Here is a 15,700-nt window from a genome sequence, read left to right on the forward strand (position 1 = left end):
GCATCCGGAAGTTATATTCTAGCATCCGGAAACCATATTCTCGCATCCGGAAACCATATTCTCGCATCCGTATTTAATATTCTTTTATCCCATACCACCCTTTCCTCACACACAATCCACACAAAAAAAAATCCCCCGAAAACTCGGGGGATTCAATATAATTAAGGCTTAATCTTAAGCTTCATTCAAAGGCTTGTGCTCTCCTGGTTGGTCTTTACCTTCAGGGTTCACTTGACTTTCCGGTCTTGGTTTTGGTGCCGGTCTTTCTGGTCTTGGCAACAATACTTTTCTGGAAAGTTTCATTTTCTTACGGTCATCATAACCCATAAATTTCACCTCCACTTGGTCACCTTCGTTGTAAGGCACTTTATCAAGACGCGCCCACTCGATCTCAGAGATGTGAAGTAGTCCTTCAGTTCCCTTAGCGATCGCTACAAATGCTCCGAAGTCCATTACTTTAACAACTCTACCTTGGTAGATTTCGCCAACTGTTGGTACAAAAGTGATCTCGTTGATCTTCGCGATAGCCTCGTTGATCTTCTCTCTACTCACACCAGAAATTTCGATTCTTCCGATCTCTCCAACTTCCTCGATAGCGATAACAGTATCTGTATCTTTCTGCATCTGCTGAATGATCTTTCCACCAGGTCCGATTACAGCACCAATGAAATCTTTAGAGATCTCTAGCATCACCATTTTCGGAGCGTGAGGTTTCACGTCTTCTCTTGGTGCAGAGATGGTTTCATTTAATTTATCAAGGATATGCAATCTTCCGTCTCTAGCTTGTAGAAGGGCTTTTTCCATAATGTCCATAGACAAACCTTGGATCTTGATATCCATCTGGCAAGCGGTAATTCCGTCTGCAGTTCCGGTTACTTTGAAGTCCATATCTCCCAAGTGATCTTCATCACCCAAGATATCAGAAAGCACTGTGAATTTCCCTGATTTTACATCAGTTACCAATCCCATTGCAATCCCAGAAACTGGTTTCTTGATTTGAACACCTGCATCCATCAATGCTAAAGTCCCTGCACAAACAGTCGCCATAGAAGATGAACCGTTGGATTCCAAGATATCAGAAACAATACGGATAGTATAAGGATTTTCTTCCGGGATCATATTCGCCAAAGCTCTTTGAGCCAAGTTTCCGTGACCAACTTCTCTTCTGGAAGTTCCTCTCAAAGGTCTTGCTTCACCTGTAGAGAATGGTGGGAAGTTATAGTGTAGGAAGAATCTCTCGTCATAGTTGATCATCACGCTGTCAACCATATTCGCATCTTTCACAGAACCTAGAGTTACTGCTGTCAAAGATTGAGTTTCACCTCTTGTGAAGATCGCAGAACCGTGTGCTCCTGGCAAATAATCGATCTCACTCCAGATTGGACGGATGGTTTGAGGATCACGACCATCAAGTCTGATCTTATCATTCAAGATCATCTGACGCATCGCTTCTTTCTCAACATCGTGGTAATATACTTTTACGAAAGGTGTTACTCTTTCCAATTCTTCAGCGTTATCAACATATTGAGCCAAAAACTCTTCACGCACCGCTTTGAATTTCTCTCCTCTTTCTTCTTTACTAGAAGGCGATTTCGCTACTTCATATACTTTATCGTAAGTTTCTTTCCACACTTTTTCACGGATCGCTTCGTCGTGATTCTCGTGGCTGTATTCTCTTTTTGGTAAAGATTTGCCTACTTTTTCAGCCAATCTCTCCTGAGCTTCCACTTGTTTCTTAATTTCAACGTGAGCGAATTGGATAGCCTCTAGCATTTCTGCTTCAGAGATCTCCTTCATCTCACCTTCTACCATTACGATAGAATCTTTCGTTGCACCAACCATAATATCTAGGTCAGCGATCTTAAGGTCTTCTAATTTTGGATTAACAGAAAGTTTTCCTTCAATTCTTACCACTCTGATCTCAGACATTGGTCCGTTGAAAGGGATATCTGTGATCGCGATCGCTGCAGATGCTGCAAAACCTGCTAAGTCATCTGGAATACATTGTCCATCGTAAGAGATCAAAGAGATCATGACCTGAACTTCCGCGTGGAAATCTTCTGGGAACAATGGTCTAAGAACTCTGTCCACCAAACGCATTGTCAAGATCTCTTGATCGGATGGTCTAGCTTCTCTTCTGAAAAAGTTTCCAGGGATTTTCCCACCTGCGTAGAATTTTTCTCTGTAATCTACTGTCAATGGCAAGAAATCTACGCCATCTTTTGCTTCTTTGCTGGCCACAACAGTTGCTAAAAGCATTGTTCCACCCATTTTTACTACTACAGATCCATCAGCCTGTTTTGCCAATTTCCCTGTTTCGATTGTGATCTCTCTGCCGTCTGCAAGAATGACCGTTTCTGTAATTGCTTGAGGTATACTCATAAATTGTTTTGTGTTGCACTCCGTATTGAGCGCTTTAATTAATTATATTTCGTCTAAAAATGTGGTGCAAATTTACTGTTTTTGTTTGGATTTTCTGAAATTCCATTGAAATATAGATTTTAATATTCTATTTTTACAATTCATTTAATTAAAAGAGCTGCACAGTACTCTTAAAATCCCGTGAAAATCATTGTTTTCACGTTCAATATTTTTTTATGAAAACCGAAACTTCATTTATCAAAAATCCATTTTTTATATCCTGGGTGTTAGCATTAATCTTTTACGCTTTGGAATATGCAGTAAGGTCCTCACCAAGTGTCATGATCAGCCATCTTGAAAATTCCTACAGCGTCAACTCGACCGAAGTAAGTTCATTGGCAAGCGCCTATTACATCAGCTACTCTATCACCAGTTTGGCCGCAGGTTTATTTCTTGACAGATTGGGAGCGAGGAAACCTGTATTTTTCGGGATCTTGGTTTTAGCAACTGGATGTCTGCTTTTTGGAGGATCAAATTATATTGTCGGTTACACAGGAAGATTACTGCAGGGAATGGGTTCTGCAATGGCTTTTCCAGCAGCAGTTTACATCGCAGTGAAAGCGTTCTCAGGAAAGAATCTCGCAACAGCTATCGGAATCACCCAGACTTTGGGAATGCTCGGTGGATCGGCTGGTCAAAAATTAAGCAACACGTATCTGACAAACGGAAATAGTGTTCACAGCATTTGGATCATCTTTGGTATTAGCTCTTTGATCTTGGCTTTGTTGGCATTCCTTTTTACACCTAAATCAGAACCAGGAGAAAAAATCGAAAAGCAAAAGAATTTTCTTGACAATTATAAGATCATCTTCGGAAATCCTCAAAGTTATCTGTCCGGTTTGGTGTCTGGATTTCTATTTGCGCCGACCACCATCTTCGCTATGATCTGGGGTGTTGATTTTCTGCAAAAAAGCAGAGGTCTTTCTCAGGAAAGTGCTACAGTAGCTTGTGCGCTGGTACCAATCGGATGGGCCATTGGATGTCCGCTTTTGGGTTGGATCGCTGATAAAATAAAACGCAGAATTCCTGTGATCGTTGGCGGAGCGCTTATAATGATTCTTTCTCTGTTGCAAATTGCTTATTTACCAAGTTTGATCCCCGTTAATATTTCTCTTTTACTAATGGGAATTGGTTCTGGTGCTGCCATGATCCCTTACTCCATCATCAAAGAAGTGAATCCTGACAAAGTGAAAGGAAGTGCAACAGGAGCGATCAATTTCTTGACGTTTGGCGTGACAACACTTTTAGCACCGCTATTTTCCTCACTATATGGTTCGAAGTTGACAGCGAGTTTGGACAGCAATTCATTGTTACAGCATTCGCTATTATTCTTCGTGATCGGGATAACTTGTGCTATCATCATCACTATTTTTCTGAGAGAAACTGGAAATTTAAAACCCGAAGATACTTCATCCAATTAAGATAATTTATATAAGGAATATCGGGGTTTGATGAAATTATTACCTAAATAATTTAAGTCAGAACCTTTGCTCGGATGCTTGGTTTTTTCTTCTTTTTCTTTTTGCCGAACCAGATGATGAATCCAGTGATAGGTAAAGAAACGCCGATAAGCGTCATCAGAAAATAAATCAATTTACCTACGAAACCAAAGGCACTTCCCGTATGCAGTGGTTTCATCCATGATTTGACTTTAAAATAAAGGCTAACTTTTTCGTAAGAATCTTCTTTCAACAAAGCTGCAGTCTCAGGATGGTAATAGAGATCATCTTTTCCTACTGAGACATCTAGATAATCCTTTTTCTTATCTGGCAGACCGATCTGCACCTTTTCGTCACGCTCCGTCAAATAATATTTATGAGTGATCATCGCATAAGTTTGTGCACTCACCTGATGACTTTGTGTGTCAAATTTTATTTCCTCTGATTCAAATATCGAATAGCTCCAGGTAATTCCCGTAAGGCACATCAGCATGAGCAAGGGTGTTGAATAAATCCCACCAACAGCGTGAAAATCCCAGTTCAATCGCTTTGTGCTCGCGTCCCATTTGATCTTGATTCTTTGCTTTAAGATCTTATTATTTTTTGGCCACCATAAAATGACGCCTGTCAAAATGATCAAAATATAAGCAACACAGCAAATTCCAGTGATGGTCTTACCTATTTTTCCCATAATTAGTTTTCTGTGAAATTCCTCCATCCAAGTGAAAAGGTGGCGACCTGGTTTGATCACTTCCTGAACTTTTCCATTGTAAGGATCAACCCCAATAAAACTTCTCTCAAGTCTTGAACCTTTGGTCACAAAAAGAATATTTCCGCCTTTCCCCAGATCTTTCGTCAGAACAATTCTTGCGATCTCATTATCGTTTGAATGTTGTTTAGCGGAATCAAGTAAACTTTCTATTGGTAATAACTGATCTGTATTTCGACCTTCTGAGGCGTAATAGAATTTAGGATAAATGATAGGTTCCAACTCATCTTCAAAAGACAAAACTGCACCACTCGCTGCTATAAGAACGAAAACAATCCCAACGACCAAGCCTACCCACAAATGAACCGTAGAAACCAATCCTTTGAAGAAAGACGGCTTTTTCTTTTTTTTCATCGAGACCATTTAAAATGAATATCCTACAGACAACATAAAGTTACGAGGTGTGCCTGGAAACAGTCGCGCATAATTGAAACCGCCCACCCAATACGTTTTATTAAAAGCATTGTTGAGATTAAGTGCCATTCTGAAATGATCGATCTGATAAAAGACCGCTGCGTTTGCAACAACATAGGCCGGTAATTCTAAGATAGCCACATCAGTCAGCCTTTTGGTCCCAATCTTGGCGTGAATGCTTTTTGCTAGATATTCTTTTCCGAATTGGTCGTATAACCTTGAACATCAGTATAGAATTCCTGTCTTAGACCGATCAAAGCTTTCTACTTTCTCCACGAGATCTGATGCTGTACATAAACACCGTTAAGAAAATATTTCGAAGGCGTTTCTTCTTGGCTGACATTGATATAATTCGAGATCTCGGAAATGGAATAATCCGGGTTGTCCAAATTAAAATAAGGAACATTCGGAACCGGAATACCATCTTTGATCATATATCTTTCAGGAAATTTCGGATCAAATCTCGCAATCACGCTTTTACCATCTGCAGACAGAAATCCTGATGCATTGTAAGTGGAATTTCCCTCAGGAAAGATCTCCTGAATATGGTCATATCCAACCAAAGTTTTGTGATTGAATTCCCCAGTTTTATAATCGAATGTCAGATAACCTGTAAAATTATCAATGTAATTCTTGCGAAGTCTGCGAATCGTCTGCATTCCCATCAAAGTCGGGATCTGAATGCCATTGACGTCGACTGCAAAATTGTTGGACGTACGGTGTTCCAACAGATCTTCATCGTACATAGACCTCAGATAAGAAGCATTGAATGAAATATGGTCATTGAATTTGTGCTGCAAAGAAACAGTCGTGAAAATACTAAGTTCCTTCTGGTAATCATTCTTTTTACCAATGGCAAATGAGATTGGAACCGAATATAAATCTGTTCCCTCCGTCGCACCAAAAATAGGCTGTCCGCGATCCAGTCTGCCATCTGTATTCTGATAGACAAAATCAAAATTGACGCTTGTTTTTTCATTCGGGATGAAAGAGAACGAAGGTGCGACAACAAAAGCCGTCTGGTCCTGTAGAATACGGAATGATTCAGTATTTTGGTACGCTAAGTTGAAACGATAGAGAAGCGTCTTTTTTTCGTTCATCGGTCCTGTAAAATCTCCCAGTATCCTATTCGTCTTAAAACTACCAGTCGAAAAATTCACGGAGTTTCTAAGTTCTTTCAGTGGTTTTTTGGTCACCGTATTGATCGTTCCGCCTGGATCTGTATTGGCAAACAAAGCGGATGCAGGTCCTTTGATTACTTCGATCCTTTCTACATAAGGTGTCAGGTTTTGCGCCCAACCTCGGGTAGAGATCCTTTGTCCGTTGATCAATGTATTGCAAGCCCGGAAACCACGCAAAACAAAATCATTGTTGTTGTAAGAACTTTGATTGACACCACTGATATTCTTCACCGCATCACTCGTTTTGAAAGCAGCCTGATCATCCAAGGTTTCTTTCGTAACGTAGTTGATGGATTGCGGAACATCTATCAGATCAGCATCGGTCTTTGTGGCGCTGAAGGTTCTTGTATTTTTGTAGCCACGTTCCTTGCGGCCGGTGATCTCAACTGTTTGGATCTGGACAGCAGAATCATCTAATGTATCTTTCTTTATTTTGTTGGATGAAATACTATCAGTAATTGGTCTATTTTGATCTGTTTCCTGAGCGGACAAATTTTCCGAAGCAAAAAATAAAAGAGCTAAAGCACTTATCAAAGTGATCTTTTTATTCATAAAAATTAAATGAGAAGTTGTTAGTACAATATTTTCAACGTGAATTGTATTTGAATAACCCGTCACCTCAAAAAAGAAGCATTAGCCTATTCAAGCATATTTTCAGCGCGAAAATAACGTTTAATTAGATTAAATAAAAATAACAGGAATAGGTTTTTAACTAAACTTAACATTGTGTTAAACTGAAGTAATAATCAATTAACACACCGTTAACATTGAAAGCCAAAAAGCATGATCGGTAATATATTATTATAAAATTTCAAAAATTTGATGAAGACTACTTTCTCATAATTCTCAACAGAAGAGTGACAACCAATACAATCGAAAACAAAAATCCCAAAACAGCCACCAACGACATTTCGCCAATCCTAGGTCCGGATTCTGAAACGAAAACGATGGATGTAGCGATAATATTCGCACCCAATACCATTGCTAAAATCAGATTAATGATGCTCGATTTGATAAGTTGATTGGTTTTCTCAATATTTTTGATCTCGCTGGAAATCGTGAATTTATTATCATCTAGTTTTTGCAAAACGGAGCGCAATTCTTTCGGAATTTCATCCACGTTATCTGTGAAATTCATCATTTTGTCCATTCCGGATTTGAAGAGTTTTTTTGGACTGATCTTTCTCGTCAGGATTTTTTTAGTATAAGGATGAAGACTTTTCACAATGTCCAAGTCGGGATTAATTGTTCTCCCAACGCCTTCTATCAGGCCAATTCCTTTGAACAGAAGATAAAAATAATCCGGCATATAAAGCTGATTGTCCTTCAAAACATCTTTCATTTTATTGATGATAATATGCGGATCGATATTTTTCAGTGATGTGCTGTGAACGAAATTCAAAACTTCCTCCACATCATTTTCAAATCGCCTGTCATCCGGAATCTCGTAACTAACCGCCATTTTCTTTAATGACCTAACAATTTTATTAGAGTTTTTAGCAACAAATGCGACGATCAAACTTTCAAGAATCTCTTTATCATTCGGCTGGATTTTCCCGACTGCGCCAAAATCAATGAAAACTACTCGCCCATCTTTCTTCACCAAAATATTTCCTGCGTGCGGATCGGCGTGGAAAAACCCGTAATCCAAAATCTGAGAAACGAAAAGCCTTAACCCAACCTCGGAAATTACAACTGGATTAATGTTATTATGAAGAAGTTCAGTTTTATCTGTGACCTTAATTCCGTCAATAAACTCCATACAAAGGACATTATTATTGGAAAATTCGTCATAGACAATTGGAACGTAAGTTTCCTTATTATTTTTGAAATTCAAAGCAAACTGTTTGATGTTATTGCGTTCATTGACCAACGAAACTTCCTCCAGCAAAGACTTTTCGAAAGTGGCGATGGCTTGTTTTAAATTTAATTTTGAAGCAATTTCTGAATAAGTGGAAATCAATTTCACCAAGTCCTTTATCAGCAGTAGATCATCCTCGATCACACTTAGAACATCAGGTTTTTTGACCTTTAAAATAACCTCTTCTCCAGTAATCAAAGTTGCTCTATAAACTTGCGCAATAGAAGCCGTCGCCAAAGGTTTTGCAACGATTTCCGAGAAGTATTCTTTGACCGAAATATTGAATTCATTCTCCAAAATTTCATTAACATTCATATCAACAACTTCCACCCTGTCCTGAAGTTTTTGCAATTCCTGAATCAGTTCCGGCGGAAGCAGATCTTCACGATTACTGAACGTTTGACCAAGCTTCACAAAGGTTGGACCCAATTCTTCCAAAACCAATCTGATTCTTTCGTAAACGGTTTCTTTCGAAATAATTTCGTCAGAATTTACAGAGTTTTCTTCCGGCTTTTTTCCCATTCTGGCAATCATATCTTTGAAACCATACTTACTGAGAACGGAGATCAATCTGGCAGAACGTTTGAGTTTTCGCTGTTGTTTATCGAACATAATTAAAAAAATAAAGGAGCTACAAAGTAACTCCAAAAATTATTCCCAGAAATCAAAAAGTTTTCGAGAGCCTCAGACTGACAACCTTATGATCTTCGACTCCGCTCAGACTGACAATTCTAAAACATTCGACTCCGCTCAATGTGACAAGTTAAGTGTCAGAGATGTCACACTGAGCGGAGTCGAAGTGCTTACATTATAAAATTAAGACAATTAAAACCTCTTTTTCTTCGGATCAAGAAAAGTTGGAAAGACCATCACGTATTCTCCAAATTTCAAATTGATTCTTTCTTCCAGATTCACCAACTCACTTTCTATAAACTGATCTCTCATATCATCATTGTCAAAAACCAAAAGCAAATTGGTGTTTTTCCCCTCACCCAACATATCGGACCGAACTTCAGAAAGAATATATTTTTCAACATCCAAAAGATTTTCCACCATCTGATGCAGATCACTTTCCACATAGAGGTCCCATTCTTCAATTTTATTTTCGATTGTATGAAATGTAATACTAAGGATGCTCATTTTTTATATTTTTTTATGATTAATGTTGATAAATTCAGAATGCAAAAATCGGTTTTTTTTTGTAAATTAGCGCGTTATAAAAAAGACAAAAACTATAAGTGTCAGAACATATTTTAATATTCTGATATACAATAAATTAAAAAATATTTATGCATAAGGAAGGAGAAAGGTTAATACCGATCAACATTGTTGACGAGATGAGAACCTCTTACATCGATTATTCGATGTCAGTAATCGTATCAAGAGCTTTGCCAGATGTGAGAGACGGACTGAAACCCGTTCACAGAAGAGTGCTTTACGGTATGTATGGTCTTAATGTCTTTTCTAACAGAAAACATTTGAAATCTGCGAGAATTGTTGGAGACGTTTTAGGTAAATATCACCCACACGGTGACAGGTCGGTTTATGATGCAATGGTAAGAATGGCGCAACCGTGGAGTTTGCGTTATCAGATGGTTGACGGCCAAGGTAACTTTGGTTCTATGGACGGCGATCCACCAGCAGCAATGCGTTATACGGAAGCAAGACTTAAAAAAATATCTGATGAGATCCTTGCCGATCTTGATAAAGAAACTGTTGATTTCCAAAACAACTTTGATGATAGTTTAACAGAACCTACCGTTCTTCCTACAAGAATCCCAAGTCTTTTGGTCAATGGAGCTTCCGGAATTGCCGTTGGTATGGCGACAAATATGGCGCCTCACAACTTATCTGAAAGTATTGATGCAATTTGCGCATACATCGATGATAAAGAAATTACCATCGATGAGTTGATGAAGCACATCATTGCACCGGATTTCCCAACAGGTGGAATCATTTACGGTTATGATGGCGTTCGTGACGCTTTCCATACAGGAAGAGGCCGTATCGTTTTGAGAGCGAAGGTTAACTTCGAAGAGATCGGGAACAGAAATGCAATCATCGTAACAGAAATCCCTTACCAAGTGAACAAAGCAGAGATGATTGCCAGAACTGCGGAATTGGTGAAGGATGACAAACTTCCAGGGATCTATGAGATCCGTGATGAGTCTGACAGAAACGGAATGCGTATCGTTTACGAACTTAAGAATGACGCCATTCCAAATGTTGTATTAAATCTTTTATATAAATATACTTCCCTACAAACTTCTTTTTCAGTGAACAACATTGCCTTGGTCAAAGGCAGACCTGTACAACTGAATGTGAAAGATATGATCCTGCATTTCGTAGATCACCGTCACGAAGTGATTGTAAGAAGAACAAAATACGAACTGAGAAAAGCACAGGAAAGAGCACACATCCTTGAAGGCTTCATGAAAGTGATCGGCACTCAGGATTCTCTTGACAGAGCAATCGCGATCATCCGTCACAGTGCAAATCCTGCAGCAGCGAAAGAAGGCTTGATCGAAGAATTTGAACTTTCCGAGCTTCAGGCTCAGGCAATTCTAGATCTTCGTTTGGCTCGTCTTACAGGAATGGAATTGGACAAGATCCGCGCAGAGTATGAAGAGATCATGGCCTTAATAAAAGACTTGGAAGACATTTTAACGAATGAACCAAGACGTTATGAGATCATCAAAGAAGAACTTCAGGAGATCAAGGAAAAATACGGCGACGAAAGACGTTCAGAGATTGATTATGCAGGTGGAGAATTTTCTATCGAGGATATGATCCCGGATGAAAAGGTTGTTTTGACCATTTCTCACGCAGGTTACATCAAAAGAACACTTCTTTCTGAATACAAAGTACAATCCAGAGGTGGTGTTGGAAACAGAGCAGCAACGACAAGAGACGAGGATTTCCTTGAATATATTGTTACAGCAACCAACCACGAATATCTCCTATTCTTCACAGAAAAAGGAAAATGTTTCTGGCTAAGGGTATTTGAAGTTCCGGAAGGATCTAAAACTTCGAAAGGAAGAGCGGTTCAGAACTTGATCAATATTGAACAAGACGATAAGATCAAGGCTTACATCAGAACCAAAGATCTTAAAAATCAAGAATATATCAACCAAATGAATGTTGTGATGATCACCAAGAACGGCACCATCAAGAAAACATCTTTGGAAGCTTACTCTAGACCAAGAACAAATGGTGTAAATGCCATCGAGATCCGTGACAATGACGCACTATTAGGCGCAAGATTGACAGACGGAAATTCCCAGATCATGATAGCTACCAAAAATGGTAAATGTATCCGTTTCCCTGAAGAAAAAGCGAGAGCGGTCGGCAGAGGATCCATCGGTGTAAGAGGTATCTCTCTTGAAGACAGTGATGAAGTAATCGGAATGATTGTTGTTAATGACTTGGAAAATGATACGGTTTTGGTTGTATCAGAGAGAGGTTATGGAAAAAGAACAGCTGTAGAAGATTACCGTATCACAAACCGAGGTGGAAAAGGTGTAATTACCCTTAACATCACCGAGAAAACTGGAAACCTGATCGCTATTCAAAGTGTGACAGACGAAGATGGATTGATGATCATCAACAAATCTGGTGTTGCCATCCGAATGAATATGAACGAAATGCGCGTGATGGGTAGAAATACTCAAGGTGTTAAGGTTATTAATCTGAAAACCAAGGACGAAATCGCAGCGATTGCAAAAGTAGAAATGGACAGTGAAGTTGTGGAAGAAGAAGGCGAAGAAGCTGCAGAAAACGACAGCAACAATCCGGAATTCAAAGTGAAACCTCAGACAGGAAACAATCAAATCAACATTGGTGACGAAGAAGAGTTGAAGAAGATCGAAGACGAGGAAGTCGCTGATAATAGTGAAAGCGCTGACGAAATCGAAGATAACGAATAAAAAAAATTAAAAAGTTTAATATGAAAAGATTAATTTTAAGTTTAGCAGTTTTGTCTGTAGCATTGGTTAGTGCGCAGAAAAAGGAGATCGCTAACGCTGTAAAAGCAGTTGATTCAGGAGACCTAGCAACTGCCAACACAGAAATATCAAAAGCAGAAGGTGTTTTTGGTGAAAAAACATATCTATTGGAACCTTCAGTTCTTGAGCAATACTATTATGCCAAAGGATTGTCATTGCTTAAATCAGGAAAAAATACAGAAGGCGCAGAGTACCTTTCCAAGATTTCAAGTCTTGGGAAAGATGCGATCTACACTGGAAAAGATGCTGACAAGAACAAAGTTTATTTTGTAGGAAAAGAAGCTGCCGATAAGTTTGGTGCTGGACTATCTCTGAAACAGGATAAATATTCTCCTTCTTTAGGTGATAAATTAAGAGAATCTGTAAATCCACTTTTGCAAAAGGCAAATCAAATTGCAACTACAAGTTACAACGAGAAAAAGTATGATGTTGCTGGAGAAAAATTTGCTGAGACCTATTATCTTTTCAAAGCAGCTGGACAGGACGACAAGAATTATCTTTACTACGCTGGTGTAGCTTTCGCACAAACAGCGGACCACAAAGATAAAGCAACCGAAATCCTAAATTCACTTATCAAATCTGGCTACACAGGTGTTGAAACGGTGTACACGGCGAAGAATTCCAAAACAGGAAACAAGGAAAATCTTGACAAGGCTGCATATGACCTTTATAAGAAAACTCCAGATGGCGCAGGTTATACAGACTTCAAAACGGAAACGACACCTAGTAAGTTAGAAGAGCTTTATGAAGTGACAGCATCATTGTTATTCGAACAGAAAAAATATGACGAAGCTGCAGCCCTTGCAAGCGAGGGTATGAAGAAGTTCCCAAATAACCAATCCCTTTCTCAGGTTCAGAGCAATTCATATTTCAAATCTGGTAAGACAGATGAGTTTGTGAATAATTTGAAAGCGAAGATCGCAGCAAACCCAAGTGACAAAGAAAGCCTTTACAATCTTGGGGTGATGTACAGCAAGGATCCATCTAAACAAGCAGAAGCAGAAGCTACTTATAAAAAATTGGTAGAAATGGACTCAAAATACCCAAATGCACTTAACAATCTCGTTTTCACAATCATAGGTGAAGACGATGCAAAAGCTATTGATGAGTACAAAGCATTAAGAAAAGATGGCAAGATCGATGCTGCAAATAAAGTTCTAGAACAAAGAAGAGCAAGATTTCAAAAAGCATTGCCATACGCAGAACAAATGTACCAGGCAGATCCCAATAACAAAGAGATCGTAGGTCTTCTGAAAGGAATGTACATGACGACACAAAATACTGCCAAGTATAATGAATTTAAAGCGAAAGAAACTGCACTGAAATAATCATAAAGGAGCCTTCGGGCTTCTTTTTTTTATTTTTCAGATGCTAATTAAAATGATATATTTACATAACAATTTTATAAAATTCTACATATGAAATTTTTTATTGACACAGCCAACCTAGCACAGATCAAAGAAGCACAAGATCTTGGAATTCTGGATGGCGTTACTACAAATCCTTCTCTTATGGCAAAAGAAGGAATCTCCGGCAAAGAAGCGATCAACAAACGTTATGTTGACATTTGCAATATCTCGGATGGCGATGTTTCAGCCGAAGTTCTTTCCACGACTTACGAAGAAATGATTAAGGAAGGTGATGAGCTAGCTGCACTTCACGAAAGAATCGTTGTGAAGATCCCAATGATCAAAGACGGGATCAAAGCTTTGAAATATTTTTCAGACAAAGGCATCAAAACCAATTGTACATTGATCTTCTCAGCAGGACAAGCACTTTTGGCAGCAAAAGCTGGTGCAAGTTATGTATCTCCATTCCTAGGAAGATTGGATGACATTTCTGTTGACGGTCTTAACTTGATCGAGGAGATCCGTTTGATCTTTGATAACTACCACTTCGAAACTGAGATCCTTGCAGCCTCTATCAGAAGTCCTATGCACATCATCAACTGTGCGAAGATCGGTGCAGACGTCATCACTTCTCCTCTACCATCGATCCTTAATCTATTGAATCACCCACTGACAGATTCTGGATTGGCGCAATTTGTTGCTGATTCCAAGAAGTTGGGGTAAGATGATTTGGGCGCCTTTATCCGCCCTCCGTTCCCGCTTTTTTTGCCTTAGCTTTTCCAGCCGCAAAAAAAGAGCTCCACTCAGGTCGGGGCGCGCTTCGCAAGAACGAAAGGTGGTCCTCGATACAACTTTAGAACATAAAAAAACCGTCTCACTTATTTGAGACGGTTTTTTTATTTATTAATTTCTAATTATTGAGGGAAGAAAGTCTCTTTCAAAAGATAAAGGTTCAGAACGATAATAATAGCACTGATGACAAACGCCAGGATTTTGAGCCACATTTTATTGGCAAACTCTCCCATCTTCGCTTTGCTGTTTGTAAACATGACCAATGGAACCACCGCAAAACTCAGCTGCATCGACAATATCACCTGACTGAAAACCAAAAGTTCAGCCGTTCCTTTCTCACCATAAATAATAGAAATGACCAACGCTGGAATGATCGCGATTGTCCTCGTGATTAATCGTCTGACCCAAGGTTTTAATCTGATATTAAGGAAACCTTCCATCACAATTTGTCCGGCCAATGTTCCTGTTAAAGTAGAATTCTGTCCAGAAGCCAACAAAGCAATTCCAAAGAAAATACTCGCCAAAGTCGTTCCCAAAAGCGGCGTCAAAAGCATATAGGCATCATTGATATCAGCCACATCTTTGTTCCCCGATGTATGAAAAGTTGCCGCAGCAATGATTAGGATTGCCGCATTGATGACGAAAGCCAACATCAACGAAAGACTACTGTCGATGCTTGCGAACTTCAAAGCTTCTTTTTTCCCTTCCGTCGTCCTTGGATAATTTCTCGTTTGCACAATACTGCTGTGCAAATAAAGATTATGAGGCATCACTGTGGCACCCAATATTCCAATAGCAATGTATAACATCGAAGGGTTTGTGATGATCTCTTTCTTGGGGATCAGCCCTTCCAACAATGGGAATATCTCAGGCTTGCTCAGAAATATCTCGTAGAAGAATGCAATGAAAATGATAAAGATCAAACCACCGACAATACTTTCGATGTATCGGAAACCTTTGGCTTGCAGGAATAAGATCAGAAAAACATCGATGATCGTTATCACAACACCCACACTGAGCGGAATTCCAAATAACAAATTCAGGGCAATCGCTGATCCGATCACTTCGGCAAGGTCACAAGCAGCAATGGCAATTTCACAAAAGATCCAAAGGACAAAATTAACAGCCGGATGAAAATGGTCTTTACAAGCCTGAGCCAGATCACGCTCCGCTACGACACCTAACTTTACGGAAAGATGTTGCAACAAAATGGCAAATAAGTTTGAAATTAAAATGACCGAGAGCAACGTGTATCCAAACTGCGCTCCACCGGCAATATCTGTGGCCCAGTTTCCAGGATCCATATAACCAACTGCGACCAATAATCCTGGTCCCATGTAGGCCAATAATTTCTTTTTGAAACTCCCATCTTTGGGAATGTTGACGCTGGAAAAAACCTCATTGAGTGAATTCGAACTTTTCTCGGTTCTCCAGCCTGTATTATGATTTGATGGATTCAATGATTTTCAT

The 15,700-nt window shown here is 39.2% G+C and carries 11 protein-coding genes; 4 read left to right on the plus strand and 7 right to left on the minus strand.

Features of this window, described 5'->3' with window-relative positions; translation table 11 throughout:
• Nucleotides 1-174: 174 nt before the first annotated feature.
• Complete coding sequence (locus AXA65_RS05335; protein WP_063969091.1) at nt 175-2,382, minus strand: polyribonucleotide nucleotidyltransferase; 2,208 nt, start codon at nt 2,380-2,382, stop codon at nt 175-177.
• A gap of 215 nt (nt 2,383-2,597) precedes the next feature.
• Here AXA65_RS05335 and AXA65_RS05340 point away from each other — a divergent pair, with 215 nt between their 5' ends.
• Nucleotides 2,598-3,842: an MFS transporter gene (locus AXA65_RS05340; RefSeq protein WP_063969092.1), complete on the plus strand. Its 1,245-nt coding sequence runs from the start codon at nt 2,598-2,600 to the stop codon at nt 3,840-3,842.
• A gap of 52 nt (nt 3,843-3,894) precedes the next feature.
• Here the strand turns inward: AXA65_RS05340 and AXA65_RS05345 are convergent, their stop codons facing one another.
• The 5 genes from AXA65_RS05345 to AXA65_RS05360 all read right to left on the minus strand — a co-directional run bounded on the left by AXA65_RS05345 (nt 3,895) and on the right by AXA65_RS05360 (nt 9,225).
• On the minus strand, nt 3,895-4,983 hold the full coding sequence (locus tag AXA65_RS05345; protein WP_063969093.1) for a PepSY-associated TM helix domain-containing protein: 1,089 nt from the start codon (nt 4,981-4,983) through the stop codon (nt 3,895-3,897).
• Nucleotides 4,984-4,992: 9 nt separating this feature from the next.
• Nucleotides 4,993-5,184, minus strand: a complete 192-nt coding sequence (locus AXA65_RS20100; RefSeq protein WP_218281605.1) for a TonB-dependent receptor — start codon at nt 5,182-5,184, stop codon at nt 4,993-4,995.
• Between the two features lie 122 nt (nt 5,185-5,306).
• Complete coding sequence (locus AXA65_RS05350) at nt 5,307-6,776, minus strand: TonB-dependent siderophore receptor (protein ID WP_063969094.1); 1,470 nt, start codon at nt 6,774-6,776, stop codon at nt 5,307-5,309.
• 277 nt (nt 6,777-7,053) lie between these two features.
• Nucleotides 7,054-8,697, minus strand: a complete 1,644-nt coding sequence (locus tag AXA65_RS05355; protein WP_063969095.1) for an ABC1 kinase family protein — start codon at nt 8,695-8,697, stop codon at nt 7,054-7,056.
• Nucleotides 8,698-8,910: 213 nt separating this feature from the next.
• Nucleotides 8,911-9,225 carry a DUF4286 family protein gene (locus AXA65_RS05360; protein ID WP_063969096.1) on the minus strand — a complete coding sequence of 105 codons (315 nt, stop codon included), beginning with the start codon at nt 9,223-9,225 and terminating at the stop codon, nt 8,911-8,913.
• A gap of 149 nt (nt 9,226-9,374) precedes the next feature.
• On the opposite strand from AXA65_RS05360, the gene gyrA reads away from it, so the two are divergent.
• The 3 genes from gyrA (at nt 9,375) to fsa (ending at nt 14,161) form a co-directional block, all read left to right on the plus strand.
• Complete coding sequence (gyrA, locus tag AXA65_RS05365; RefSeq protein WP_063969097.1) at nt 9,375-12,011, plus strand: DNA gyrase subunit A; 2,637 nt, start codon at nt 9,375-9,377, stop codon at nt 12,009-12,011.
• Nucleotides 12,012-12,031: 20 nt separating this feature from the next.
• Entirely contained in the window at nt 12,032-13,417 is a 1,386-nt protein-coding gene (locus tag AXA65_RS05370; RefSeq protein ID WP_063969098.1) for a tetratricopeptide repeat protein, read from the plus strand.
• A 90-nt stretch (nt 13,418-13,507) separates the two neighbouring features.
• On the plus strand, nt 13,508-14,161 hold the full coding sequence (fsa, locus tag AXA65_RS05375; RefSeq protein WP_063969099.1) for a fructose-6-phosphate aldolase: 654 nt from the start codon (nt 13,508-13,510) through the stop codon (nt 14,159-14,161).
• Between the two features lie 191 nt (nt 14,162-14,352).
• Here the strand turns inward: fsa and AXA65_RS05380 are convergent, their stop codons facing one another.
• Nucleotides 14,353-15,690, minus strand: coding sequence for an Nramp family divalent metal transporter (locus AXA65_RS05380; RefSeq protein WP_063969100.1), 1,338 nt, complete (start codon nt 15,688-15,690; stop codon nt 14,353-14,355).
• Nucleotides 15,691-15,700 lie beyond the last annotated feature (10 nt).

The sequence above is a fragment of the Chryseobacterium sp. FP211-J200 genome (assembly GCF_001643375.1).
Lineage (GTDB): Bacteria > Bacteroidota > Bacteroidia > Flavobacteriales > Weeksellaceae > Epilithonimonas > Epilithonimonas ginsengisoli.